23 protein-coding genes are annotated in these 25,079 nt (G+C 71.6%); 21 read left to right on the top strand and 2 right to left on the bottom strand.

What is annotated here, in order from left to right:
* Positions 1–95: 95 nt before the first annotated feature.
* From aroC to nusB, 7 genes are all read left to right on the top strand, one after another.
* The gene (gene aroC, locus IEY91_RS26035; RefSeq protein WP_189175901.1) at positions 96–1,280 is read left to right on the top strand and encodes a chorismate synthase; all 1,185 of its coding nucleotides are present in this window, start codon (positions 96–98) and stop codon (positions 1,278–1,280) included.
* Positions 1,281–1,333: 53 nt separating this feature from the next.
* Positions 1,334–1,816, top strand: a complete 483-nt coding sequence (locus IEY91_RS26030; RefSeq protein WP_164328689.1) for a shikimate kinase — start codon at positions 1,334–1,336, stop codon at positions 1,814–1,816.
* Positions 1,813–2,904 carry a 3-dehydroquinate synthase gene (gene aroB, locus IEY91_RS26025; RefSeq protein WP_189175900.1) on the top strand — a complete coding sequence of 364 codons (1,092 nt, stop codon included), beginning with the start codon at positions 1,813–1,815 and terminating at the stop codon, positions 2,902–2,904. Before IEY91_RS26030 ends, aroB begins: the two co-directional genes overlap by 4 nt.
* Before the next feature lie 157 nt (positions 2,905–3,061).
* The gene (locus IEY91_RS26020; protein ID WP_189175899.1) at positions 3,062–4,057 is read left to right on the top strand and encodes an AAA family ATPase; all 996 of its coding nucleotides are present in this window, start codon (positions 3,062–3,064) and stop codon (positions 4,055–4,057) included.
* Positions 4,058–4,287: 230 nt separating this feature from the next.
* Entirely contained in the window at positions 4,288–5,394 is a 1,107-nt protein-coding gene (locus tag IEY91_RS26015; RefSeq protein WP_189175898.1) for an aminopeptidase P family protein, read from the top strand.
* A 52-nt stretch (positions 5,395–5,446) separates the two neighbouring features.
* Complete coding sequence (efp, locus tag IEY91_RS26010; RefSeq protein WP_164326418.1) at positions 5,447–6,013, top strand: elongation factor P; 567 nt, start codon at positions 5,447–5,449, stop codon at positions 6,011–6,013.
* A 2-nt stretch (positions 6,014–6,015) separates the two neighbouring features.
* Positions 6,016–6,447 carry a transcription antitermination factor NusB gene (gene nusB, locus IEY91_RS26005; RefSeq protein ID WP_164326419.1) on the top strand — a complete coding sequence of 144 codons (432 nt, stop codon included), beginning with the start codon at positions 6,016–6,018 and terminating at the stop codon, positions 6,445–6,447.
* 219 nt (positions 6,448–6,666) lie between these two features.
* Here nusB and bldD read toward each other — a convergent pair whose 3' ends face one another.
* The gene (gene bldD, locus IEY91_RS26000) at positions 6,667–7,167 is read right to left on the bottom strand and encodes a transcriptional regulator BldD (RefSeq protein WP_016638847.1); all 501 of its coding nucleotides are present in this window, start codon (positions 7,165–7,167) and stop codon (positions 6,667–6,669) included.
* A gap of 240 nt (positions 7,168–7,407) precedes the next feature.
* On the opposite strand from bldD, the gene pyrR reads away from it, so the two are divergent.
* The 14 genes from pyrR to IEY91_RS25930 all read left to right on the top strand — a co-directional run bounded on the left by pyrR (position 7,408) and on the right by IEY91_RS25930 (position 24,338).
* Entirely contained in the window at positions 7,408–7,983 is a 576-nt protein-coding gene (gene pyrR / locus IEY91_RS25995; protein WP_016638846.1) for a bifunctional pyr operon transcriptional regulator/uracil phosphoribosyltransferase PyrR, read from the top strand.
* A 134-nt stretch (positions 7,984–8,117) separates the two neighbouring features.
* Positions 8,118–9,095: an aspartate carbamoyltransferase catalytic subunit gene (locus IEY91_RS25990; protein WP_189175897.1), complete on the top strand. Its 978-nt coding sequence runs from the start codon at positions 8,118–8,120 to the stop codon at positions 9,093–9,095.
* Positions 9,096–9,099: 4 nt separating this feature from the next.
* Positions 9,100–10,386, top strand: coding sequence for a dihydroorotase (locus IEY91_RS25985; protein ID WP_189175896.1), 1,287 nt, complete (start codon positions 9,100–9,102; stop codon positions 10,384–10,386).
* The gene (locus IEY91_RS25980) at positions 10,383–11,003 is read left to right on the top strand and encodes a PH-like domain-containing protein (RefSeq protein WP_189175895.1); all 621 of its coding nucleotides are present in this window, start codon (positions 10,383–10,385) and stop codon (positions 11,001–11,003) included. The genes IEY91_RS25985 and IEY91_RS25980 overlap by 4 nt, the downstream gene beginning before the upstream one ends.
* The gene (gene carA / locus IEY91_RS25975; RefSeq protein WP_189175894.1) at positions 11,000–12,142 is read left to right on the top strand and encodes a glutamine-hydrolyzing carbamoyl-phosphate synthase small subunit; all 1,143 of its coding nucleotides are present in this window, start codon (positions 11,000–11,002) and stop codon (positions 12,140–12,142) included. The genes IEY91_RS25980 and carA overlap by 4 nt, the downstream gene beginning before the upstream one ends.
* Positions 12,135–15,443 (top strand): carbamoyl-phosphate synthase large subunit, encoded by a 3,309-nt coding sequence (carB, locus tag IEY91_RS25970; RefSeq protein ID WP_189175893.1) that lies wholly within the window; start codon positions 12,135–12,137, stop codon positions 15,441–15,443. Before carA ends, carB begins: the two co-directional genes overlap by 8 nt.
* A gap of 118 nt (positions 15,444–15,561) precedes the next feature.
* Positions 15,562–16,674 carry a quinone-dependent dihydroorotate dehydrogenase gene (locus tag IEY91_RS25965; RefSeq protein WP_189175892.1) on the top strand — a complete coding sequence of 371 codons (1,113 nt, stop codon included), beginning with the start codon at positions 15,562–15,564 and terminating at the stop codon, positions 16,672–16,674.
* Positions 16,671–17,516, top strand: a complete 846-nt coding sequence (gene pyrF / locus IEY91_RS25960; protein WP_189175891.1) for an orotidine-5'-phosphate decarboxylase — start codon at positions 16,671–16,673, stop codon at positions 17,514–17,516. Before IEY91_RS25965 ends, pyrF begins: the two co-directional genes overlap by 4 nt.
* A 411-nt stretch (positions 17,517–17,927) precedes the next feature.
* Positions 17,928–18,251: an integration host factor gene (locus IEY91_RS25955; protein WP_016638838.1), complete on the top strand. Its 324-nt coding sequence runs from the start codon at positions 17,928–17,930 to the stop codon at positions 18,249–18,251.
* 62 nt (positions 18,252–18,313) lie between these two features.
* Complete coding sequence (gene gmk / locus IEY91_RS25950) at positions 18,314–18,907, top strand: guanylate kinase (protein WP_164326426.1); 594 nt, start codon at positions 18,314–18,316, stop codon at positions 18,905–18,907.
* Positions 18,908–18,959: 52 nt separating this feature from the next.
* A complete protein-coding gene (rpoZ, locus tag IEY91_RS25945; protein ID WP_164326427.1) occupies positions 18,960–19,232 on the top strand; it encodes a DNA-directed RNA polymerase subunit omega in 273 nt (90 codons plus the stop codon).
* Positions 19,233–19,334: 102 nt separating this feature from the next.
* On the top strand, positions 19,335–20,540 hold the full coding sequence (coaBC, locus tag IEY91_RS25940; protein WP_189176014.1) for a bifunctional phosphopantothenoylcysteine decarboxylase/phosphopantothenate--cysteine ligase CoaBC: 1,206 nt from the start codon (positions 19,335–19,337) through the stop codon (positions 20,538–20,540).
* A gap of 282 nt (positions 20,541–20,822) precedes the next feature.
* On the top strand, positions 20,823–22,031 hold the full coding sequence (metK, locus tag IEY91_RS25935; RefSeq protein ID WP_164326428.1) for a methionine adenosyltransferase: 1,209 nt from the start codon (positions 20,823–20,825) through the stop codon (positions 22,029–22,031).
* 156 nt (positions 22,032–22,187) lie between these two features.
* Complete coding sequence (locus IEY91_RS25930; protein ID WP_189175890.1) at positions 22,188–24,338, top strand: primosomal protein N'; 2,151 nt, start codon at positions 22,188–22,190, stop codon at positions 24,336–24,338.
* 182 nt (positions 24,339–24,520) lie between these two features.
* Here IEY91_RS25930 and IEY91_RS25925 read toward each other — a convergent pair whose 3' ends face one another.
* The gene (locus tag IEY91_RS25925; RefSeq protein ID WP_164326432.1) at positions 24,521–25,066 is read right to left on the bottom strand and encodes a hypothetical protein; all 546 of its coding nucleotides are present in this window, start codon (positions 25,064–25,066) and stop codon (positions 24,521–24,523) included.
* Positions 25,067–25,079: the final 13 nt, after the last annotated feature.

Raw genomic sequence — 25,079 nt, 5'->3', positions numbered from 1 at the left:
ACGCCCCCGGACGTGGGAGGATCGGGGGTGGCGGGCCAGGGCCGCGCACCCGGTCGCGCCGCAAGCAGTTCCAGGCGCGAGCATGAGGAGCACCGTTGAGCAGGTTGCGCTGGCTGACCGCGGGGGAGTCCCACGGACCCGCACTGGTGGCGACGCTGGAGGGCCTTCCGGCCGGCGTCCCGATCACCACGGACATGGTGGCGGACCACCTCGCCCGTCGGCGCCTGGGCTATGGGCGCGGCGCCCGCATGAAGTTCGAGCGCGACGAGGTCACGTTCCTCGGCGGCGTCCGGCACGGCCTGACCATGGGCTCGCCCGTCGCCGTCATGGTGGGCAACACCGAGTGGCCCAAGTGGGAGCAGGTCATGTCGGCCGACCCAGTCGACCCCGCCATCCTCGCCGAACTGGCGCGCAACGCCCCGCTGACCCGCCCCCGGCCCGGCCACGCCGACCTCGCGGGCATGCAGAAGTACGGCTTCGACGAGGCCCGGCCGGTCCTGGAGCGCGCCTCCGCGCGGGAGACCGCGGCCCGGGTGGCGCTCGGCGCCGTGGCCCGTTCGTACCTCAAGGAGACGGCCGGGATCGAGATCGTCTCGCACGTGGTGGAGCTGGCCGCGGCCAAGGCTCCGTACGGCGTGTGCCCGACGCCCGCCGACGTCGAGAAGCTGGACGCCGACCCGGTGCGCTGCCTGGACGCCGACGCGTCGAAGGCGATGGTCGCGGAGATCGACCAGGCCCACAAGGACGGCGACACCCTGGGCGGTGTGGTCGAGGTGCTCGCGTACGGAGTGCCGGTGGGCCTCGGCTCGCACGTGCACTGGGACCGCCGCCTCGACGCGCGCCTCGCCGGGGCGCTCATGGGCATCCAGGCGATCAAGGGCGTCGAGGTCGGCGACGGCTTCGACCTGGCGCGGGTGCCGGGCTCCCAGGCGCACGACGAGATCATCGGCACGGACGACGGCGTGAAGCGCGCGACCGGTCGCTCCGGCGGCACCGAGGGCGGCCTGACCACGGGCGAGCTGCTGCGCGTGCGCGCCGCGATGAAGCCCATCGCGACCGTCCCGCGCGCCCTCGCCACCATCGACGTGGTCACCGGCGAGGCGACCAAGGCGCACCACCAGCGCTCCGACGTGTGCGCCGTGCCGGCCGCCGGGATCGTGGCCGAGGCCATGGTGGCGCTGGTGCTCGCGGACGCGGTCGCGGAGAAGTTCGGCGGCGACAGCGTGCCCGAGACGCGCCGCAACGTGGCGTCGTACCTCGACAACCTCCAGATCCGGTGACGGCCGGCGAAACCGCAGCCGCGCGCGGGCCGCGCGTCGTGCTCGTCGGGCCCATGGGCTCGGGCAAGTCCACGGTGGGCGCGCTGCTCGCCGATCGGCTCGGCGTGGCCTACCGGGACACCGACGCCGACATCGTGGCCGCTGAGGGCCGGGCGATCGCCGACCTCTTCCTGGACGAGGGCGAGCCGTACTTCCGCGAGCGTGAGCGCGCGGCGGTGCGGGCCGCCGTCGCCGGCCACGACGGTGTCCTCGCCCTCGGCGGCGGCGCGATCCTCGACGAGGGCACGCGCGCGCTGCTGCGGGGCCTGCCCGTGGTCTACCTCGCGATGGACGTCGAGGAGGCGGTCCGCCGGGTCGGGCTCAACGCCGCCCGGCCGCTGCTCCTGGTCAACCCGCGCAAGCAGTGGCGCGAGCTCATGGACGCGCGCCGCCATCTGTACGAAGAAGTCGCCCGCGCCGTCGTCGCCACGGACGACCGCACCCCCGAAGAGGTCGCGGAAGCGGTCCTCGACGCACTGGAGTTGAAGGAAGCATGAGCGAGGCAGTGACGCGGATCCACGTCGGCGGCACGGCGGGCACCGAGCCGTACGAGGTGCTCGTCGGGCGGCAGTTGCTCGGTGAGCTCGGCGCGCTGATCGGCGACACCGTCAAGCGGGTCGCCGTCATCCACCCCGAGGCGCTGGCCGAGACCGGCGACGCGCTGCGCCAGGACCTGGCCGACCAGGGGTACGAGGCCGTGGCCGTGCAGGTGCCCAACGCCGAGGAGGCCAAGACCGCCGAGGTCGCCGCGTACTGCTGGAAGGCGCTCGGGCAGTCCGGCTTCACGCGCACCGACGTCATCGTGGGCGTCGGCGGCGGTGCCACCACCGACCTGGCCGGGTTCGTGGCGGCGACGTGGCTGCGCGGGGTGCGCTGGATCGCCGTGCCGACGACCGTGCTCGGCATGGTCGACGCGGCGGTCGGCGGCAAGACCGGCATCAACACCGCCGAGGGCAAGAACCTGGTGGGCTCCTTCCACCCGCCCGCGGGCGTGCTGTGCGACCTGGCGGCGCTGGACTCGCTGCCGGTGCACGACTACGTCTCCGGGCTCGCGGAGATCATCAAGGCGGGCTTCATCGCCGATCCGGCCATCCTCGACCTCATCGAGGCCGACCCGGAGGCAGCCCGCACGCCCGCCGGGCCGCACACCGCGGAGCTCATCGAGCGCTCCATCAAGGTCAAGGCCGAGGTCGTCTCCGGGGACCTGAAGGAGTCGGGCCTGCGGGAGATCCTCAACTACGGCCACACGCTGGCGCACGCCATCGAGAAGAACGAGCGCTACAAGTGGCGGCACGGTGCGGCCGTCGCCGTCGGCATGCACTTCGCGGCCGAACTCGGCCGCCTGGCGGGGCGGTTGGACGACGCGACGGCCGACCGGCACCGCACCGTCCTGGAGTCCGTCGGGCTGCCGCTGACGTACCGCTACGACCAGTGGCCCAAGCTCCTGGAGACCATGAAGGTCGACAAGAAGTCCCGCGGTGACCTGCTGCGGTTCATCGTCCTCGACGGCCTCGCCAAGCCGACCGTCCTGGAGGGCCCGGACCCGGCGGTGCTGCTCGCCGCGTACGGAGAAGTCGCCCAGTGAGCCTTCGGTCCGCCCCGGCCGGGGCGGACCGAACAAGCCATGGGCACTTCGGGCCCGCCCCAGCCGTTCACACAACGTCGGCCGGGGACGGTACCGTTCGGTAAGGGTGGCCCCGGCCGCCGCCCATCAGCAGTCGTACGAGACGGAGTGGCACCGGATGCAGCACGCAGTGGGATCGCCGCTGCCGCCGCCCCCTCAGCCGGGGCACGGACCGGCCACCGGCTGGACCCCGGCCGCACACCACCCGAGCGGCCCGCCGCCGGGTGCGGTTCCGGGCTCCCCTCCGCCGCTGGTGCCCGGGGCGCCGGGCGCCTCGCACGCACCGGCTCCGCATGTCCCGGGGACACCGCACGCCCCGGGTCCGGCTCCGCACGCTTCGGGCCCGACGTCGCACGCGCCCGGACCCGCCCCGCACGCTCCCGGTCACGCCCCGCACCCCGCGGCCACCGGGCACGCCCAGACCGGCCCCGCCGCGCACCACGCCCCCGCGGCCCCGCCGCCCGCCCGTGACACCACCGGCCACATCCAGCTCCCGCCCGGCGGCCCCGTCGCCATGCCGAGCCCGCCGCCCGGCACGGCGCGAGCTGACACGGGCTCCACCACGCTCGCCGTGCTCCTCATCGGCCCCGCGGGCGCGGGCAAGACCAGCGTCGCGAAGTTCTGGGCCGAGCACCGGCGCGTGCCGACGTCCCACATCAGCCTCGACGACGTGCGCGAATGGGTGCGTTCGGGCTTCGCCGACCCGCAGTCGGGCTGGAACGACCACTCCGAGGCGCAGTACCGGCTCGCCCGCCGCACCTGCGGCTTCGCCGCGCGGAACTTCCTTGCCAACGGGATCTCCTGCATCCTCGACGACGCCGTTTTCCCCGACCGGCCGGTTGTCGGCCTCGGTGGCTGGAAGCGGCACGTCGGCCCCGGCCTGCTGCCCGTCGTCCTGCTCCCCGGCCTCGAGGTCGTCCTGGAGCGCAACGCCCAGCGCAGCGGCAACCGCCGCCTCACGGACGACGAGGTGGCCCGCATCCACGGCCGCATGGCCGGGTGGTACGGCTCGGGGCTGCCGATCATCGACAACTCCCAGCTCGACGTCCCCGCCACGGCCCGCCTCCTGGACGACGTCCTGGCCCGCGCGATCGCGAGCCCGCCGCAGTGGTAGGGCGGGGTGCTTTTCCCCAAGCCAGCCCCTTTCCGTAACCAGAGGGCTGCCGCCCCCTGGACCCCCGCCATCGGCCTGAACGGCCTCGTCCTCAAACGCCGGACGGGCTGAAACTCAGCCGCGCCGCCAAGGTCCGGCACAGCCACACCGTCACCGCCCGGCGCGCAGCCGCACGCCCGTCCGGACGCGCTGAACCGGCCGGACGGCCAGCGCCCTCATAGGCTCGCCCCATGTCAGAGGTGTACGCCGCGCGCAGGGAGCGGCTCAGGGAGCGCTGTGCGGGGGTGGGCAGCGCGGCCGCGCTCGTGTCGCGGCCCGCGAATGTGCGCTATCTCGCGGGCGCGGCGCCCCACGGCGCCGTACTCCTGCTGGGCAGGACCGAGGACGTGCTGGTGTGCGCCCGGCCGCCGGGGGAGGAGCCGGGGGCGGAGCGGCCCGACGGAGGCCTGCGTACGTACGTCCTGGAGTCGCCGGACGGAGATCCGGCGGTCGCGGGCGCGGGGCAGGCGGCGACGCAGGGAGCCGAGACGCTGGCCGTCGAGGAGCACCACCTGACGGTGGCCCGGCACCACGCGCTGGCCTCCGTGGCGCCCTCGCTGCGCCTGACGGACCTGGCGCGCGGCGTGGAGCAGCTGCGGCTCGTCAAGGACGAGGAGGAGATCTCCTGTCTGCGGATCGCCGCGGAGATCGCCGACCAGGCTCTCGGGGAGTTGCTCGAGTCGATCCTCGTGGGGCGTACGGAACGGCATCTCGCGCTGGAGCTGGAGCGCCGTCTCGTGGATCACGGCGCCGACGGTCCGGCCTTCGCCACGTCCGTGGCCACCGGGCCGAACTCGGGGCGCGGCGGACACCGTCCGACCGACCGACGAGTCGAGGAGGGCGACTTCCTCTCCGTGTGCCTGGGCGCCTGCTACCGCGGCTACCGCAGCGAGATCGGCCGCACCTTCGTCATCGGCACCTCGCCCGCGGACTGGCAGATCGAGCTGTACGACCTCGTCTTCGCCGCTCAGCGGGCCGGCCGCGAGGCCCTCGCACCGGGCGCCGCCTACCGCGACGTGGACCGCGCGGCACGCCATGTACTGGACGCCGCGGGCTACGCGGACGGCCTCGCTCCGCTCACCGGACACGGTGTCGGGCTCGAAATCGACGAGGACCCGCAGTTGGCGCCCGCGGCCATGGGTAAACTGGACGCTTGCGTGCCGGTCACCGTCGAACCGGGGGTCCACCTCCCGGGCCGGGGCGGGGTCCGGATCGATGACACGCTCGTCGTCCGCTGCGAAGCGGACGGCGGACCCGAGCTACTCACCATTACGACCAAGGAGCTGCTCGCGCTCTAGCGCGTGCGCGTGCCCCGGCGTCGTCCACGTCAGTCCAGGAGATTCCGCAACCGTGGCTTCCACGAACGACCTCAAGAACGGCATGGTGCTCAAGCTCGACGGCGGCCAGCTTTGGTCCGTCGTCGAGTTCCAGCACGTCAAGCCCGGCAAGGGCCCGGCCTTCGTGCGCACCAAGCTCAAGAACGTGCTCTCCGGCAAGGTCGTCGACAAGACCTTCAACGCCGGTGTCAAGGTCGAGACGGCCACTGTCGACAAGCGCGACATGCAGTTCTCGTACATGGACGGCGACTACTTCGTCTTCATGGACATGGAGACGTACGACCAGCTGCACATCGACAAGAAGGCCGTCGGCGACGCCGCGAACTTCCTGATCGAGGGCTTCACCGCCACCGTCGCGCAGCACGAGGGCGAGGTGCTCTTCGTCGAGCTGCCCGCCGCCGTCGAGCTCGTCATCCAGGAGACCGAGCCGGGCGTCCAGGGCGACCGCTCCACCGGCGGCACCAAGCCCGCCATCCTGGAGACCGGCCACCAGATCCAGGTCCCGCTCTTCATCACCACGGGCGAGAAGATCAAGGTCGACACCCGTGACAGCGGCTACCTCGGCCGGGTGAACAGCTAACCGTGGCCGCCCGTAATACGGCCCGCAAGCGCGCCTTCCAGATCCTTTTCGAGGCCGACCAGCGTGGTACCGACGTCCTGACCGTCCTGGCGGACTGGGTACGCCACTCGCGGACCGACACCCGGCAGCCGCCCGTGAGCGAGTACACGATGGAGCTCGTCGAGGGGTACGCGGAGCACGAGCGCCGCATCGACGAGCTGATCTCGCAGTACGCCGTCGGATGGACGCTCGACCGGATGCCCGTCGTCGACCGGAACATCCTGCGGCTCGGCGCGTACGAACTCGTCTGGGTCGACGGTACGCCCGACGCGGTCGTTCTGGACGAGGCCGTCCAGCTCGCCAAGGAATTCTCCACGGACGAGTCGCCGGCCTTCGTCAATGGCCTGCTCGGCCGGTTCAAGGACCTGAAGCCGGGTCTTCGCCGGGGAGAGTAGGCGTCCGCCGGACTTTTCCGTTCCTGGAGGGCCCACAGCCGTTTGGCTGTGGGCCCTCCAGGGTTTTGCCGAAAGGCGCGTGGAGGACACACGCAAGGCGCGTGTGGAGGACACAAGGCGCGTGGAGAGCACACGCACAAAACCGCCGGGGTGGCCGGAACACAATTGGTTCCGGCCACCCCGGCGGCACGTTTCTGCTCAGCTCTCCCTTGGGAGGATTCAGACCTCTTCGTGGGCCACGGCGCGGCGCGCGTCCGCGTCGAGGACGCCCCAGCTGATGAGCTGCTCGGTGAGCACCGAGGGCGACTGGTCGTAGATCACTGCCAGGGTGCGCAGGTCGTCCTGGCGGATGGAGAGGACCTTGCCGTTGTAATCGCCGCGCTGCGACTGGATCGTCGCGGCATAGCGCTGCAAGGGGCCCGCCTTCTCGGCCGGGACGTGGGCGAGCCGCTCCAGGTCGAGGACCAGCTTGGGCGGGGGCTCGGCGGCACCGCCGGGCGGGGTGCCCGGGAGCAGTTCCTGCACCGGAACGCCGTAGAAGTCCGCCAGCTCGGCGAGGCGCTGCACGGTCACGGCACGGTCGCCGCGCTCGTACGACCCCACCACGACCGCCTTCCAGCGACCCTGGGACTTCTCCTCGACGCCGTGGAGGGAAAGGCCCTGCTGGGTGCGGATGGCGCGGAGCTTGGCCCCGAGCTGTTTGGCGTATTCGCTGGACATATAGCTCCCCGGACGCTGTGACAACGTGCGGCTCCGCCGCGCGGCTGGTGACTCACTGTGAGGTTACGCAGCGTTACTTGGCCGCGTCAAGCCGAATGAGTCCGAGGGCCTCTTCCGTGGGGGTGGTGACGGCGCGCGTTGCCGTTGCTGGTACCGTGGCAAACACTGCTGACGCAGTTGGCGCAATTTAGACGTCCTTTAAAGTCCGTCCCGTGAGGCGGAGAAGGAGGTCCGTTTTTCATGGACTCGCAAGACTCCGGTGTCGCCCGGCCTGTTCTCGAAGGCCCGGACATCGCACGGGTGTTGACCCGTATCGCACACGAAATCGTCGAGCGCGCCAAGGGCGCGGAGGACGTGGTCCTGCTCGGCATTCCCACTCGAGGGGTCTTCCTCGGTCAGCGGCTCGCCGCGAAGCTCGAAGAGATCACCGGCCGCAAGATCCCGGTCGGCTCCCTCGACATCACGATGTACCGCGACGACCTGCGCATGCACCCCCCGCGCGCGCTCGCCCGCACGGACATCCCCGGTGACGGCATCGACGGCCGTCTGGTCGTCCTCGTCGACGACGTGCTCTTCTCCGGCCGCACCATCCGCGCCGCCCTCGACGCCCTGAACGACATCGGTCGCCCGCGCGCGGTGCAGCTCGCCGTCCTCGTCGACCGCGGCCATCGAGAACTGCCCATCCGCGCCGACTACGTCGGCAAGAACCTCCCGACGTCGCTGCGGGAGACGGTCAAGGTCCAGCTCGCCGAGGAGGACGGCCGCGACGCCGTGCTGCTCGGTGCCAAGCCGACCGCTCCGGCCGGCGAGCGCTAGCTCCTTCCCGTACGGCAGGCCCCTTCGAGGCACCTGTCCGTGCGCGAGCCGACGCACGCCCGCATGTCCGCCGTGCCCCGGGGACACCCCGCCCGGGCACCCGCACACCTGAATTCCCTTACGGAGCCCACCAGATGATGCGACACCTCATCTCGGCCGCCGACCTCACCCGCGACGACGCCGTTCTCATCCTCGACACCGCGGAGGAGATGGCCCGCGTCGCCGACCGGCCGATCAAGAAGCTGCCCGCGCTGCGCGGCCGCACCGTGGTCAACCTCTTCTTCGAGGACTCGACCCGGACCCGGATCTCCTTCGAGGCCGCCGAGAAGCGCCTCTCCGCCGACGTCATCAACTTCGCCGCCAAGGGATCGTCCGTCTCCAAGGGCGAGTCCCTCAAGGACACCGCCCAGACCCTGGAGGCCATGGGCGTCGACGCCGTCGTCATCCGCCACGGGGCCTCCGGCGCGCCCTACCGCCTGGCGACCTCCGGCTGGATCGACGCCACCGTCATCAACGCCGGTGACGGCACCCACCAGCACCCCACCCAGGCCCTGCTCGACGCCTTCACCATGCGCCGCCGCCTGGTCGGCAGGGACACCGGGCTCGGCCAGGACCTGGAGGGCAAGCGCGTCACGGTCGTCGGGGACATCCTGCACAGCCGCGTCGCCCGCTCCAACGTGGACCTGCTGCACACGCTCGGCGCCGAGGTCACCCTCGTCGCGCCGCCCACCCTGGTGCCGGTGGGCGTCGAGCACTGGCCGTGCGAGGTGTCGTACGACCTCGACCGCGTGCTGCCCAAGTCCGACGCCGTGATGATGCTGCGGGTGCAGCGCGAGCGCATGAACGCCGCGTTCTTCCCCACCGAGCGCGAGTACTCCCGGCGCTACGGCCTCGACGGCGACCGCATGGCGAAGATGCCCGAGCACGCCATCGTGATGCACCCGGGACCGATGGTCCGCGGCATGGAGATCACCGCCGAGGTCGCCGACTCCGACCGCTGCACGGTCGTCGAGCAGGTCGCCAACGGCGTCTCGATCCGCATGGCCGTCCTGTACCTGCTCCTGGGCGGCAACGAGCCCGCCGTCACCCACTCTCGTACCGAGGAGAAGTAAGACCATGAGCAAGATCCTTATCCGTGGTGCGAAGGTGCTCGGCGGCGAGCCGCAGGACGTCCTGATCGACGGCTCCGAGATCGCCGAGGTGGGCCAGGGCCTGTCCGCCGAGGGCGCCGTCGTCGTCGAGGCCGAGGGCAAGGTCCTGCTGCCGGGCCTGGTCGACCTGCACACGCATCTGCGCGAGCCGGGCCGCGAGGACTCCGAGACGGTGCTGACCGGCACCCGCGCCGCCGCCAGCGGTGGCTTCACGTCCGTGTTCGCGATGGCCAACACCTTCCCCGTCGCCGACACCGCGGGCGTCGTCGAGCAGGTCTGGCGGCTCGGCAAGGAGTCCGGCTACTGCGACGTGCAGCCGATCGGCGCCGTCACCGTCGGCCTCGAGGGCAAGAAGCTCGCCGAGCTGGGCGCCATGCACGAGTCGGCGGCCGGGGTCACGGTCTTCTCCGACGACGGCAAGTGCGTCGACGACGCCGTGATCATGCGGCGCGCCCTGGAGTACGTGAAGGCCTTCGGCGGAGTCGTCGCGCAGCACGCGCAGGAGCCGCGGCTCACCGAGGGCGCGCAGATGAACGAGGGCATCGTCTCGGCGGAGCTCGGGCTCGGCGGCTGGCCTGCCGTCGCCGAGGAGTCGATCATCGCCCGGGACGTCCTCCTGGCCGAGCACGTCGGTTCGCGGGTGCACATCTGCCACCTGTCGACCGCGGGCTCCGTGGAGATCGTGCGCTGGGCCAAGTCGCGCGGCATCGACGTGACCGCGGAGGTCACCCCGCACCACCTGCTCCTCACCGACGAGCTCGTACGGACGTACAACCCCGTCTACAAGGTCAACCCGCCGCTGCGCACCGAGCGCGACGTGATGGCGCTGCGTGAGGCCCTGGCCGACGGCACCATCGACATCGTCGCCACCGACCACGCCCCGCACCCGCACGAGGACAAGGACTGCGAGTGGGGCGCGGCCGCCATGGGCATGGTCGGCCTGGAGACCGCCCTGTCCGTGGTGCAGCACACGATGGTCGACACCGGCCTGCTCACCTGGGCGGGCGTCGCCGAGCGGATGTCGCTCACGCCGGCGCGGATCGGACAGGCCGCGGGGCACGGCCGGCCCGTCTCGGCAGGCGAGCCCGCGAACCTCACCCTCGTCGATCCGGCATACCGTGGTCCCGTGGACCCCGCGGGATTCGCCTCCCGCAGCCGTAACACCCCCTACGAGGGCCGTGAGCTGCCGGGACGCGTCACGCACACGTGGCTGCGGGGCCGGGCCACGCTCGTCGACGGGAAGCTCCAGTGACTGCAACGCACCTTCTTGCCAGCACCCACCTGACCCACCTGGCCGCCGAGGAGAAGTCGGCCGAGGTCACCGACTGGGCCGCCCGGATCGGCTGGGTCGTCGGACTGCTGCTCTTCATCACGCTCGTCTACTGGCTGATGCGCCAGGGCTGGAAGTGGCGCGGCACCCTCCAGGGCGACCTGCCGGAGCTCTCCGGCGCGCCGTCCGACCCCGGCCCGGTGAAACTTGAGATGACCGGCCGCTACCACGGCTCGACCACAGCGGGGCAGTGGCTCGACCGGATCGTGGCGCACGGCCTGGGCACCCGCAGCCGCGTGGAGCTGAGCCTCACCGACGCGGGCCTGGACGTCGTACGCCCCGGGGCGCGGGACTTCTTCATCCCGAAGGAGGCGCTGCGCGAGGCCCGCCTGGACAAGGGCATCGCCGGCAAGGTCCTCGCCGAGGGCGGTCTGCTGATCGTCACCTGGGCGCACGGCGACAAACTGCTTGACTCCGGCTTCCGCTCGGACCACGCCGCCGAGCAGGCGCAGTGGGTCGAGACCCTGAACGAAATGATCGAAAACGCACGGTCCGAGAGCGAGACCGGCAGCACGACGGAAACGGAAGGCGCACGATGACGACCTCCACTCGGGGAGCCGCCAAAACTCCCGCAGTACTCGTCCTGGAGGACGGCCGCATCTTCCGCGGGCGTGCCTACGGGGCCGTGGGGGAGACCTTCGGGGAGGCGGTGTTCTCCACCGGCATGACCGGCTACCAGGAGACCCTCACCGACCCCTCGTACCACCGCCAGGTCGTCGTGATGACCGCCCCGCACGTCGGCAACACCGGCGTCAACGACGAGGACGACGAGTCGCAGCGGATCTGGGTCTCCGGCTACGTCGTGCGCGACCCCGCGCGCGTGCCCTCCAACTGGCGCGCCAAGCGCTCCCTGGACGAGGAGTTGGAGCGCCAGGGTGTGGTGGGCATCAGCGGCATCGACACCCGCGCCCTGACCCGCCACCTGCGTGAGCGCGGCGCCATGCGCGTCGGCATCTTCTCCGGGGACGCCGTCTCCGTAGACAGTGATCTGCTCGCCAAGGTGCAGGCCGCCCCGCAGATGAAGGGCGCGAACCTGTCCGCGGAGGTCGCCACCAAGGAGACGTACGTCGTCCCCGCGATCGGCACCAAGAGGTTCACGGTCGCCGCCGTCGACCTCGGCATCAAGGGCATGACCCCGCAGCGCATGGCCGAGCGCGGCATCGAGGTGCACGTGCTGCCCGCCACTGCCACCGCCGAGGACGTGTACGCGGTCAACCCTGACGGCGTGTTCTTCTCCAACGGCCCCGGCGACCCCGCCACGGCCGACGGCCCCGTCGCCGTCATGCAGGAGGTCCTGAAGCGCAGGACGCCGCTGTTCGGCATCTGCTTCGGCAACCAGATCCTCGGCCGCGCCCTCGGCTTCGGCACGTACAAGCTGAAGTACGGCCACCGCGGCATCAACCAGCCCGTGCAGGACCGCACCACGGGCAAGGTCGAGGTCACCGCGCACAACCACGGCTTCGCCGTCGACGCGCCCCTGGACAAGGTCTCCGACACCCCCTACGGCCGCGCCGAGGTCTCCCACGTGTGCCTCAACGACCAGGTCGTCGAGGGCCTCCAGCTCCTCGACCAGCCCGCGTTCAGCGTCCAGTACCACCCCGAGGCGGCCGCCGGCCCGCACGACGCCGCGTACCTCTTCGACCGCTTCACCACCCTGATGGAGGGCCAGCGTGCCTAAGCGCACCGATATCCAGTCCGTCCTGGTCATCGGCTCCGGCCCGATCGTCATCGGCCAGGCCGCGGAGTTCGACTACTCCGGCACCCAGGCGTGCCGCGTCCTCAAGGCCGAGGGCCTGCGCGTCATCCTCGTCAACTCGAACCCCGCGACGATCATGACCGACCCGGAGATCGCCGACGCCACGTACGTCGAGCCGATCACCCCGGAGTTCGTCGAGAAGATCATCGCCAAGGAGCGCCCCGACGCGCTCCTGCCCACCCTCGGCGGGCAGACGGCCCTCAACACGGCCATCTCCATGCACGAGCAGGGTGTCCTGGAGAAGTACGGCGTCGAGCTGATCGGCGCCAACGTCGAGGCCATCAACAAGGGCGAGGACCGCGACCTCTTCAAGGACGTCGTCGAAGAGGTCCGCAAGAAGATCGGCCACGGCGAGTCCGCCCGCTCGTACATCTGCCACTCCATGGACGACGTCCTCAAGGGCGTCGACGAGCTCGGCGGCTACCCCGTCGTCGTGCGGCCCTCCTTCACCATGGGCGGCGCGGGCTCCGGCTTCGCGCACAACGAGGACGAACTGCGCCGCATCGCGGGCCAGGGCCTCACGCTCTCGCCGACCACCGAGGTGCTCCTGGAGGAGTCCATCCTCGGCTGGAAGGAGTACGAGCTGGAGCTGATGCGCGACAAGAACGACAACGTCGTGGTCGTCTGCTCCATCGAGAACTTCGACCCGATGGGCGTGCACACCGGCGACTCGATCACGGTCGCGCCCGCGATGACGCTCACCGACCGCGAGTACCAGATCCTGCGGGACGTCGGCATCGCGATCATCCGCGAGGTCGGCGTCGACACCGGCGGCTGCAACATCCAGTTCGCCGTCGACCCCGAAGACGGCCGCGTCATCGTCATCGAGATGAACCCGCGCGTCTCCCGGTCGTCGGCGCTCGCTTCGAAGGCCACCGGCTTCCCCATCGCGAAGATCGCCGCGAAGCTGGCCGTCGGCTACACGCTCGACGAGATCCCCAATGACATCACCGAGAAGACCCCGGCATCCTTCGAGCCGACCCTCGACTATGTCGTCGTCAAGGCCCCCCGATTCGCCTTCGAGAAGTTCCCGCAGGCCGACTCCACGCTGACCACGACCATGAAGTCGGTCGGCGAGGCCATGGCCATCGGCCGCAACTTCACCGAGGCCCTCCAGAAGGCGCTGCGCTCCCTGGAGAAGAAGGGCAGCCAGTTCTCCTTCACCGGCAAGCCCGGCGACAAGTACACGCTGCTCCGTGCGGCCGTGCGGCCCACCGACGGGCGCATCAACACCGTCATGCAGGCCATCCGCGCGGGCGCCACGCCCCAGGAGGTCTTCGACGCCACGAAGATCGACCCCTGGTTCGTCGACCAGCTCTTCCTCATCAAGGAGATCGCCGACGAGCTGACGGCCGCCGAGAAGCTGGAGCCGGAGCTGCTCGCCGAGGCCAAGCGGCACGGCTTCTCCGACGCCCAGATCGCCGAGATCCGCGGCCTGCGCGAGGACGTCGTCCGCGAGGTCCGCCAGGCCCTCGGTGTCCGTCCCGTCTACAAGACGGTCGACACCTGTGCCGCGGAGTTCGCCGCCAAGACGCCGTACTTCTACTCCTCCTACGACGAGGAGACCGAGGTCGCCCGGCGCGACAAGCCCGCCGTGATCATCCTGGGCTCCGGCCCGAACCGCATCGGCCAGGGCATCGAGTTCGACTACTCCTGCGTGCACGCCTCGTTCGCGCTGAGCGACGCGGGCTACGAGACCGTCATGGTCAACTGCAACCCCGAGACCGTCTCCACGGACTACGACACCTCCGACCGGCTCTACTTCGAGCCGCTCACCCTGGAGGACGTACTGGAGATCGTGCACGCCGAACAGCAGGCGGGCCCGGTCGCGGGCGTCATCGTCCAGCTCGGCGGCCAGACCCCGCTCGGCCTCTCCCAGGCCCTGAAGGACAACGGCGTCCCGGTCGTGGGCACCTCGCCCGAGGCCATCCACGCCGCCGAGGACCGCGGCGCCTTCGGCCGCGTGCTCGCCGAGGCGGGCCTGCCCGCGCCCAAGCACGGCACCGCGACGACCTTCGCCGAGGCCAAGGCCATCGCCGACGAGATCGGCTACCCCGTCCTCGTACGCCCCTCCTACGTCCTCGGGGGGCGCGGCATGGAGATCGTGTACGACGAGACCCGGCTTTCGTCGTACATCGAGGAGTCGACGGAGATCAGCCCGTCCCGTCCTGTCCTCGTCGACCGCTTCCTGGACGACGCGATCGAGATCGACGTGGACGCGCTCTACGACGGCCACGAGCTGTACCTCGGCGGCGTCATGGAGCACATCGAGGAGGCCGGCATCCACTCCGGCGACTCGGCGTGCGCGCTGCCCCCGATCACCCTCGGCGGCCACGACATCAAGCGCCTGCGCGCCTCCACGGAGGCCATCGCCAAGGGCGTCGGCGTACGCGGACTGATCAACATCCAGTTCGCGATGGCCGGGGACATCCTCTACGTCCTCGAAGCCAACCCGCGCGCCTCGCGCACCGTCCCCTTCACCTCGAAGGCGACCGCGGTGCCGCTCGCGAAGGCAGCCGCCCGCATCTCGCTGGGCGCGACCATCGCCGAGCTGCGCGCGGAGGGCCTGCTTCCGGCCGTCGGCGACGGCGGCGAGCTGCCGCTGGACGCGCCGATCTCCGTCAAGGAGGCCGTGATGCCCTGGTCGCGCTTCCGCGACATCCAGGGCCGCGGCGTCGACACGGTGCTCGGCCCGGAGATGCGCTCCACCGGCGAAGTCATGGGCATCGACTCGGTGTTCGGCACGGCGTACGCCAAGTCCCAGGCGGGCGCGTACGGCCCGCTGCCGACCAAGGGCCGAGCCTTCATCTCGGTGGCCAACCGCGACAAGCGCTCGATGATCTTCCCGGCGCGCGAACTGGTCGCCCACGGCTTCGAGTTGCTCGCCACCTCCGGCACGGCCGAGGTCCTCAAGCGCAACGGCATCAACGCCACCGTCGTGCGCAAGCAGTCCGAGGGCGAGGGCCCGAACGGCGAGAAGACCATCGTCCAGCTCATCCACGACGGCCAGGTCGACCTCATCGTCAACACCCCGTACGGCACCGGCGGCCGCCTCGACGGCTACGACATCCGCACCGCCGCCGTGGCGCGCTCCGTGCCGTGCCTGACGACCGTGCAGGGCCTCGCCGCCGCCGTCCAGGGCATCGACGCGCTCAACCACGGGGACGTGGGCGTGCGCTCGCTCCAGGAACACGCACAGCACCTGACCGCGGCCCGCGACTAGCAGCCCACGAGGGGGACACCGGATGCGGTGTCCCCCTCCTCGTGCCGCATGCACCACGAGAACGCCGCATGCCTCATGAGGACTCCGAGGACACTGAGGACACCGAGGACAGCCCCCCATGTACAAACTCTTCTTCCGCCTGGTCTTCAAGCGGATGGACCCCGAGCAGGCCCACCACCTGGCCTTCCGCTGGATCCGTCTCGCGGCCCGCGTCCCCGTGCTGCGCACCTTCGTCGCCGCCGCCCTCGCCCCGCGCTTCAAGGAGCTGCGCACCGAGGCCTTCGGCCTGCGCATGCACGGCCCCTTCGGACTCGCCGCCGGGTTCGACAAGAACGCTGTCGCGATCGACGGCATGACGATGCTCGGCTTCGACCACATCGAGATCGGTACGGTCACCGGCGAGCCGCAGCCCGGCAACCCCAAGAAGCGCCTCTTCCGCCTCGTGCCGGACCGCGCGCTGATCAACCGCATGGGCTTCAACAACGAGGGCTCCGCGGCCGTGGCGGCCCGCCTGGCGGCCCGCACGCCCGTCTTCAGGGGCGTCGTCGGCGTCAACATCGGCAAGACGAAGGTCGTGCCGGAGCCCGAGGCCGCCGCCGACTACGTGAAGTCCACCGAGCGCCTCGCCCGCCACGCCGACTACCTGGTCGTCAACGTCTCCTCGCCGAACACGCCGGGCCTGCGCAACCTCCAGGCGACGGAGTCGCTGCGCCCCCTGCTCAGCGCGGTGCGCGAGGCCGCGGACCGCAGCGTCGAGGGCCGCCGCGTCCCGCTGCTCGTGAAGATCGCGCCCGACCTCGCCGACGAGGACGTCGACGCGGTCGCCGACCTCGCCGTCGAGCTCGGCCTGGACGGCATCATCGCCACGAACACCACCATCGCGCGCGAGGGCCTCGGGCTCGTCTCCGACCCGGCGCTCGTCGCGGAGACCGGCGGTCTGTCCGGCGCGCCCCTCAAGGAGCGCTCCCTGGAGGTCCTGAGCCGCCTCTACGCGCGCGTGGGCGACCGGATCACCCTGGTGGGCGTCGGCGGCATCGAGAACGCCGAGGACGCCTGGCAGCGCATCCTCGCGGGCGCCACGCTGGTACAGGGCTACAGCGCGTTCATCTACGAGGGCCCGTTCTGGGCGCGCGGGATCCACAAGGGCCTCGCCGCCCGCCTCGCCACCTCCCCCTACGCCACGCTCGCCGAAGCCGTCGGCGCCGACACCCGAAAGGCCTCCGCAGCATGAGCCCCCTGGAACCCTTCGGCGCCCGGCTGCGCCACGCCATGGACACCCGCGGCCCGCTGTGCGTCGGCATCGACCCGCACGCCTCACTGCTCGCCGCCTGGGGCCTGAACGACGACATCCAGGGACTGGAGTCCTTCACCCGCGCCGTCGTCGACGCCCTGGCCGACCAGGTCGCCGTCTTCAAGCCGCAGTCGGCGTTCTTCGAGCGCTTCGGCTCGCGGGGCATCGCGGTCCTGGAGCGGGCGGTCGCGGACCTGCGCGCGGCGGGCGGCCTGGTCGTCATGGACGCCAAGCGCGGCGACATCGGCTCCACCATGGCCGCGTACGCCGAGACCTTCCTGCACAAGGACGCGCCGCTGTTCTCGGACGCGCTGACCGTCTCGCCCTACCTGGGCTACGGCTCCCTCGCCCCCGCCGTCGACCTGGCCAGGGAGAACGGCGCGGGCCTCTTCGTGCTCGCCCTCACCTCCAACCCGGAGGGCGCCGAGGTGCAGCGCGCGGTGCGCGAGGACGGCCGGAGCATCGGGGCGACCATGCTGGGGCACCTCGCGGCCGAGAACGCGGGCGCGGCGCCCATGGGGTCGTACGGCGCGGTCGTCGGGGCCACGCTCGGCGATCTGTCGACGTTCGACCTCGACATCAACGGGCCGCTGCTCGCGCCGGGCATCGGGGCGCAGGGGGCGACGCCGGCCGATCTGCCGCGGGTCTTCGGCGCGGCCGTGCGCAATGTCGTGCCGAACGTCAGCCGGGGCGTCCTGAAGGCGGGGCCCGACGCGGGCGCGCTGCGGGACGCGGCGGCGCGGTTCGCGGACGAGGTGCGGGTCGCGGTCGACGCCGCGTAGGCGCCTTGTCGACACCGCGTAACCCTCTCGTCGACGCGGCGCGGGCTTACGGCCGGCGCCGCGCGGGCCTCTGGACTTCTTTCGACGAGAGCGCACGTCGGGGGGACAGAAAGGCGTTTCCGGGTGCGGATTTCGTGTTCCGGGGAGACGCCGACGACGACGTACACGCGCCGAACTGACGCGTTGCTTACGCGACACCCGGCCAAAACAGGGGTGAAATGCCCTTTATGCCGGGCTCGGCGCAGGCTGACCAGGACTTTTCGTTCGTTCTCGCTGACTCCGGCGGCCATGGCCGCTAGTCTCCGACGAGAGCCAACGGGCAAGTGCGTTGCGCGTTGCTCCCCTGGTGTGGGGCGACTAGGTTCCTCACCGGTCCGTATCCGACAGTTCGACATCCGAGGTGACGTAGGCGTGGCTCTTCCGCCCCTTACCCCTGAACAGCGCGCAGCCGCGCTCGAAAAGGCCGCCGCGGCTCGCCGGGAGCGGGCCGAGGTCAAGAATCGACTCAAGCACTCCGGCGCCTCCCTTCACGAGGTCATCAAGCAGGGCCAGGAGAACGACGTCATCGGCAAGATGAAGGTCTCCGCCCTCCTGGAGTCCCTGCCGGGCGTGGGCAAGGTCCGCGCCAAGCAGATCATGGAGCGCCTCGGCATTTCCGAGAGCCGCCGCGTGCGCGGGCTCGGCTCCAACCAGATCGCGTCGCTCGAGCGCGAGTTCGGCGGCAGCGGGGCCTGACTGTCTCGGGACTTCCTGGGCACCTGGTCTCAGGCAGTCCCGAGAAGCTGGATAATCGCTGCATGGCTGCAACACCCCGGGGGACGACCCCCGTACCCCCGGACGTACGTCCGCGGCTGACCGTGCTCTCCGGCCCCTCCGGGGTCGGCAAGAGCACGGTCGTCGCTCATATGCGCAAAGAACACCCCGAGGTCTGGCTCTCGGTCTCGGCGACGACCCGCAAGCCGCGCCCAGGCGAGCGCGACGGTGTCCACTATTTCTTCGTCTCCGACGACGAGATGGACAAGCTGATCGCCAACGGCGAGCTCCTGGAATGGGCGGAATTCGCGGGCAACCGCTACGGCACACCGCGCCGTGCGGTCATGGAACACCTGGAATCGGGTGTTCCGGTCCTCCTTGAGATCGATCTGCAGGGTGCCCGTCTGGTGCGCGAGTCGATGTCCGAGGCACAGCTGGTCTTCCTGGCCCCGCCGAGCTGGGAGGAGCTGGTGCGCCGGCTCACCGGCCGGGGTACGGAGCCGCCCGAGGTCATCGAGCGCAGGCTGGAGGCCGCACGCGTCGAACTGGCCGCCGAGGCAGAGTTCGACACCACCCTGGTCAACACCTCGGTCGAGGATGTGGCCCGCGAGCTGCTAGCCTTGATGAAAGTTGTTTGATCTTCACCCCTGAGATCTTGACGTGATCTTGACCCCCTTCGGAAGGCAGAGAGTGTCCTCTTCCATTACCGCGCCCGAGGGCATCATCAACCCGCCGATTGATGAGCTGCTCGAGGCAACCGACTCGAAGTACAGCCTTGTGATCTACGCCGCCAAGCGCGCCCGTCAGATCAACGCGTACTACTCGCAGCTCGGCGAGGGCCTCCTGGAGTACGTCGGCCCGCTGGTGGACACCCACGTCCACGAGAAGCCGCTGTCGATCGCGCTCCGCGAGATCAACGCGGGCCTGCTGACGTCCGAGGCCGTCGAGGCCCCCGCGACCTGAGCAGCGCCAAGCATCACTTTTTCCACCACGGGCCCGGCAGAGCACCTGCCGGGCCCGTGGTGTGTCATGGAGTCGTACGTTTTCGAGTGCGGGGAGGCACGGGTGGACAAGCCGAAGGTCGTTCTGGGGGTCAGCGGCGGAATCGCCGCCTACAAGGCGTGCGAGCTGCTGCGCCGGCTCACCGAGTCCGGCCACGACGTGCGCGTCGTGCCCACCGAGTCCGCGCTGCACTTCGTCGGCGCCGCGACCTGGTCGGCGCTGTCCGGCCACCCGGTCTCCACGGAGGTCTGGTCGGACGTCCACGAGGTGCCGCACGTACGCATCGGACAGGGCGCCGACCTCGTGATCGTCGCGCCCGCCACGGCCGACATGCTCGCGAAGGCCGCTCACGGCCTGGCCGACGACCTCCTCACGAACACGCTCCTCACCGCCCGCTGTCCGGTCGTCTTCGCCCCGGCCATGCACACGGAGATGTGGGAGCACCCGGCCACCCAGGAGAACGTCGCCACGCTGCGCCGCCGCGGCGCCCTCGTCGTCGAGCCCGCCGTCGGCCGCCTCACCGGCGTCGACACCGGCAAGGGCCGCTTCCCGGAGCCCGCCGAGCTCTTCGACGTCGTACGCCGCCTCCTCGCCCGGGGCGATCGCCCCGCCCAGGACCTCGCCGGACGACATGTCGTGGTCAGCGCGGGCGGCACCCGAGAGCCGCTGGACCCGGTGCGCTTCCTCGGCAACCGCTCCTCCGGCAAGCAGGGCTACGCGCTCGCCCGCAGCGCGGCGGCCCGTGGCGCCCGCGTCACCCTCCTCGCGGCCAACACGGCCCTGCCGGACCCTGCGGGCGTCGACATCGTGCCCGTCGGCACCGCCGTGCAGCTCCGCGAGGCCGTCCTGAAGGCCGCCGCGGACGCCGACGCCGTGGTGATGGCCGCAGCCGTGGCCGACTTCCGCCCGGAGACGTACGCCACCGGAAAGATCAAGAAGAAGGACGGCGAGGCCCCGGCACCCATCGCCCTCGTCCGCAATCCGGACATCCTGGCCGAGATCGCGGGCGACCGCCCCCGTGCGGGCCAGGTCGTCGTCGGCTTCGCCGCCGAGACGGACGACGTCCTGGCCAACGGCCGCGCCAAGCTCGCCCGCAAGGGCTGCGACCTGCTCGTCGTGAACGAGGTCGGTGAGCGTAAGACATTCGGCTCTGAGCAGAACGAGGCGATCGTGCTCGGCGCCGACGGCAGTGAGACCCCGGTTCCGTACGGGCCCAAGGAGGATCTCGCGGACACGATCTGGGACCTGGTGGTCCAGCGCCTGGTGTGAACCACGGTGAATCTGGGGCATGCTGTCCGAAAACTGGGGCGAATATCACTTCCGCCCCGGTGGAGGGCCCAAACCCTGCGAATTCGGGCGGCAGGCCCTCTGGTGCAGACCGATCGTCGTATCGCACAATGCAGTGCCGCAGGTCACAGCGCTCCCATGGAGCGAGACAGGTGACCACGCGGAGGAGCGCGACCGATAAACTGGTCTCGGACGGTGTCGAGCGCAGCTCTCGGCCCGCCCGCCAATGATCAGCCAGCAGCCGCTGCAACCACAGGGAGCGATGTGTCCCGCCGTCTCTTCACCTCGGAGTCCGTGACCGAGGGTCACCCCGACAAGATCGCCGACCAGATCAGCGACACCATCCTCGACGCGCTTCTGCGCGAGGACCCGACCTCCAGGGTCGCCGTCGAAACGCTCATCACCACCGGCCTCGTGCACGTCGCCGGTGAGGTCACGACGAAGGCGTACGCGCCGATCGCCCAGCTCGTGCGCGACAAGATCCTCGAGATCGGCTACGACTCCTCGAAGAAGGGCTTCGACGGCGCCTCCTGCGGCGTGTCGGTGTCCATCGGGGCCCAGTCCCCGGACATCGCCCAGGGTGTCGACACCGCGTACGAGAAGCGTGTCGAAGGCGATGAGGACGAGCTCGACAAGCAGGGCGCGGGCGACCAGGGCCTGATGTTCGGCTACGCCTGCGACGAGACCCCGGAGCTCATGCCGCTCCCGATCCACCTCGCGCACCGCCTCTCGCGCCGCCTGTCCGAGGTCCGCAAGAACGGGACCATCCCCTACCTGCGCCCCGACGGCAAGACCCAGGTCACCATCGAGTACGACGGCGACAAGGCCGTCCGCCTCGACACGGTCGTCGTCTCCTCGCAGCACGCGAGCGACATCGACCTGGACTCCCTCCTCGCGCCCGACATCCGCGAATTCGTGGTCGAGCCCGAGCTGAAGGCGCTCCTCGACGACGGCATCAAGCTGGAGACCGAGGGCTACCGCCTCCTGGTCAACCCCACCGGCCGCTTCGAGATCGGCGGCCCGATGGGCGACGCCGGCCTGACCGGCCGCAAGATCATCATCGACACCTACGGCGGCATGGCCCGCCACGGCGGCGGCGCCTTCTCCGGCAAGGACCCGTCCAAGGTCGACCGCTCCGCCGCCTACGCCATGCGCTGGGTCGCCAAGAACGTCGTCGCGGCCGGCCTCGCGGCCCGCTGCGAGGTCCAGGTGGCCTACGCGATCGGCAAGGCCGAGCCGGTGGGCCTGTTCGTCGAGACCTTCGGCACCGCCAAGGTCGACACGGAGAAGATCGAGACCGCCATCAGCGAGGTCTTCGACCTCCGCCCGGCCGCGATCATCCGCGACCTGGACCTCCTGCGCCCCATCTACGCCCAGACCGCCGCGTACGGCCACTTCGGCCGCGCCGTCCCCGACTTCACGTGGGAGCGGACGGACCGGGTCGAGGCGCTGCGGAAGGCCGTTGGCCTGTAGGTCCAGCGGTTCAGTGCATCGGGCGAGGCCCGGCGCTCCCTTCGGGGAGGGCCGGGCCTCGCTTCCGTCTCCGGTCGGCCGGGCCGGTGGCCGCCGAGCCGTCGATCGTCCCGGCTCAAGTCGGCGCTGTCAGTCGCGTCTGGTAGGAATTTGGCTGTGAGCAGCGAGAACGGTCAGTCGGGTGGTGCGGAGGGCGCCGTGCCCGAGCAGCTTGCGCTCATTCGGGAGAGTGTGCGGAAGGCCAAGGCGCCCAAGGCGAAGCCGCGTACGTGGCGGGGGGCCGCGCTGGCCAAGGAGTTGCCGGTGGCGCGGGTCGTCGTCGACAAGGGCGTGCTGCATCTCGACCGGTACTTCGACTATGCCGTGCCGGAGGAGCTGGACGAGGCCGCGCAGCCGGGGGTGCGGGTGCGGGTGCGGTTCGGGGCCGGGTCGCGGAATGTGCGGGGCGGGCGGCGCGAGGGCGGCGGGCTCATCGACGGGTTCGTCGTCGAGCGCTGCGCCGAGTCGGACTACGGCGGGCCGCTGGCCGCGCTCGCCCAGGTCGTGTCGCCGGAACCGGTCCTGAGCGAGGAGCTGTTGGGCCTCGCCCGCGCCGTCGCCGACCGGTACGCGGGCAGTCTCGCCGATGTGTTGCAGTTGGCGGTGCCGCCGCGGCACGGCCGCGCCGAGTCCCGGCCCTCGCCTCCCGCGGCTGCGCCGCCTCCGGTGCCCGAGCCCGGATCGTGGCAGCGGTACGCGCGCGGTGCGGAGTTCGTGGCGTCGCTCGCCGCGGGCGGCGCGCCCCGGGCCGTGTGGACGGCGCTGCCGGGGCCGCAGTGGGCCGACGAGATCGCCAGGGCCGTGCAGGCCACGCTGGCCTCGGGGCGCGGTGCCCTCGTCGTCGTACCGGCGGGGCGGCCCGCCGCGCGCGTGGACGCGGCGCTGCGGGAGCGGCTGGGGGAGGGGCAGCATGCCGTCCTGACCGCCGACGCGGGGCAGGAGCGGCGGTATCGGGAGTGGCTGGCCGTGCGGCGCGGCGCGGTGCGGGCCGTCGTCGGGACGCGCGCGGCCATGTTCGCCCCGGTGCGCGACCTCGGGCTCGTCGTGGTGTGGGACGACGGCGACGCGAGCCATTCGGATGAGAACGCTCCGTTTCCGCATGTGCGTGAAGTGCTCGAGCTGCGTGCCTCGCGGGACAAGTGCGGCTTTCTGCTGGGCAGTTGGGGCTGCACGGTCGAGGCCGCGCAGCTCGTGGAGAGCGGTTGGGCGGCGCCGATGGTCGCCGGTCGCGACCAGGTGCGGGCCGCCGCTCCGCTCGTACGGACCGTGGGGGACGGGGATCTCGCGCGCGACGAGGCCGCGCGGGCCGCACGCCTGCCCACCTTGGCGTGGCAGGCCGCCCGTGAGGGCTTGAAGCATGGGCCGGTCCTGGTGCAGGTGCCCCGGCGCGGTTATGTGCCGCGGCTCGCGTGCGAGCGGTGCCGGGAGCCCGCGCGGTGCCGTGCTTGCGCGGGGCCGCTGGAGGCGCGGGACGACGGCGCGCTGCGGTGTGCGTGGTGCGGGCGGGGTGAAGGGGCCTGGCACTGCGCCGAGTGCGGGGGTTTCCGGCTGCGCGCGCAGGTCGTGGGGGCGCGGCGGACCGCCGAGGAGTTGGGGCGGGCGTTTCCCGCGGTGCCGGTGCGGACGTCCGGGCGCGAGCAGGTCCTCGACACGGTGGGCGGCGCGCCCGCCCTCGTGGTGAGCACGCCGGGCGCGGAGCCGGTGGCCGAGGGCGGCTACGCGGCCGCGCTGCTGCTCGACGGCTGGGCGATGCTCGGCCGCCCCGACCTGCGGGCGGGCGAGGACGCGCTGCGGCGGTGGATCGGCGCCGCCGCGTTGGTACGCGATCAGGGCGCGGGCGGCACGGTGGTGATCGTCGCCGAGCCGACGCTGCGGCCCGTGCAGGCGCTGGTGCGCTGGGACCCGGTGGGGCACGCGGTGCGGGAGTTGGCCGAGCGGGCGGAGCTGGGCTTTCCGCCGGTGTCGCGGATGGCGGCGGTCGTCGGGCCGCCGGACGCCCTTTCGGAATTCCTGGGCGCCGTCGAACTGCCTTCGGACGCCGAGGTGTTGGGGCCGGTGCCGGTCGCTGCCGCAGAGACGGGCCGGCCCCGGCGGTCCGGGGACGCGCCGCCCGGCGAGCAGTGGGAGCGGGCTTTGGTGCGGGTGCCGCCCGGCAGCGGCGCGGCGCTGGCCCGCGCCCTGAAGACGGCGCAGGCGGCGCGGATGGCGCGGGGGGTGGGGCAGCAGGCTGCGGTGCGGGTGCGGATTGATCCGCTGGACATTGGGTGAGATCGCGTTCCGCGGCGCCGCGTGAGCTTGTGTTCCGCGGTGCGTGGCGGCGTACGAATCCATGGCCGCGTACGTATTCAGGCGTACGTATTCACGGGAGTCGTACGCCTTCGTCTGGTGCCCGAACATGCGGCTGCCCCCTGCCCGTTGGGAGGCAAGGGGCAGGCGGCAGCCGCTGGGGGTCAGCCGTTGCGCGGGCCGGGGAAGGCGCCGGGCCGCATGTCCTCGCGGAGGCCGGTGCTGCCCGCTGTCGGCTGGGTCGGCATGGCGCGGGCCGCGGGGACGGACGGCAGGGGGGCGCCCACGGGGACCGTGCGGGTGGCGGCGGCGGGGGTCGGCTCGGCCACGCGCTCGGGTTCGGCGGTGGTCTGGGCCGTGGTGGCGCGGCGGGCGCCGTAGCGGCGGTGCACGGCCTGCTTGGTGACGCCGAGCGCGGAGCCCACCGCGTCCCACGAGAAGCCGAGTGAGCGGTCGAAGTCGACTGCCGCGGTCACCAGGGTCTCGACGCTGTCCCGCAGTTCCTGGGCCAGGCGGACGGTCGGAGCGGGAGCGCGTCCGTACACGACGAAGCCCGCGGAGGGGCTGGAGCGGCGCGGGCGGTAGACGTTGCCGAGCTGGGCGGTGAGGGTGCGCAGTGCGTCCACCTGCCGGCGGACCCGCTCGATGTCCCGCACCAGCAGGTGCAGGCTGGCCCGTGCCTGGGCGTCGTGGGTTGCGTGGTCGGCCATGAACAAGCCTCTC

Origin of the sequence: Streptomyces lasiicapitis, from assembly GCF_014646335.1 — a bacterium.
GTDB lineage: Bacteria > Actinomycetota > Actinomycetes > Streptomycetales > Streptomycetaceae > Streptomyces > Streptomyces lasiicapitis.
Note: the sequence above shows the minus strand (reverse complement) of the source record. Positions and strands in the feature narration are given on the sequence as shown.

Coding starts and splice junctions, on each gene's coding strand:
- IEY91_RS26030 (WP_164328689.1), top strand. CDS start 1,334: ATGGGCTCGGGCAAGTCCACGGTGGGCGCGCTGCTCGCCGATCGGCTC.
- aroB (WP_189175900.1), top strand. CDS start 1,813: ATGAGCGAGGCAGTGACGCGGATCCACGTCGGCGGCACGGCGGGCACC.
- IEY91_RS26020 (WP_189175899.1), top strand. CDS start 3,062: ATGCAGCACGCAGTGGGATCGCCGCTGCCGCCGCCCCCTCAGCCGGGG.
- IEY91_RS26015 (WP_189175898.1), top strand. CDS start 4,288: ATGTCAGAGGTGTACGCCGCGCGCAGGGAGCGGCTCAGGGAGCGCTGT.
- bldD (WP_016638847.1), bottom strand. CDS start 7,167: ATGTCCAGCGAATACGCCAAACAGCTCGGGGCCAAGCTCCGCGCCATC.
- pyrR (WP_016638846.1), top strand. CDS start 7,408: ATGGACTCGCAAGACTCCGGTGTCGCCCGGCCTGTTCTCGAAGGCCCG.
- IEY91_RS25990 (WP_189175897.1), top strand. CDS start 8,118: ATGATGCGACACCTCATCTCGGCCGCCGACCTCACCCGCGACGACGCC.
- IEY91_RS25985 (WP_189175896.1), top strand. CDS start 9,100: ATGAGCAAGATCCTTATCCGTGGTGCGAAGGTGCTCGGCGGCGAGCCG.
- carA (WP_189175894.1), top strand. CDS start 11,000: ATGACGACCTCCACTCGGGGAGCCGCCAAAACTCCCGCAGTACTCGTC.
- IEY91_RS25965 (WP_189175892.1), top strand. CDS start 15,562: ATGTACAAACTCTTCTTCCGCCTGGTCTTCAAGCGGATGGACCCCGAG.
- pyrF (WP_189175891.1), top strand. CDS start 16,671: ATGAGCCCCCTGGAACCCTTCGGCGCCCGGCTGCGCCACGCCATGGAC.
- gmk (WP_164326426.1), top strand. CDS start 18,314: ATGGCTGCAACACCCCGGGGGACGACCCCCGTACCCCCGGACGTACGT.
- IEY91_RS25925 (WP_164326432.1), bottom strand. CDS start 25,066: ATGGCCGACCACGCAACCCACGACGCCCAGGCACGGGCCAGCCTGCAC.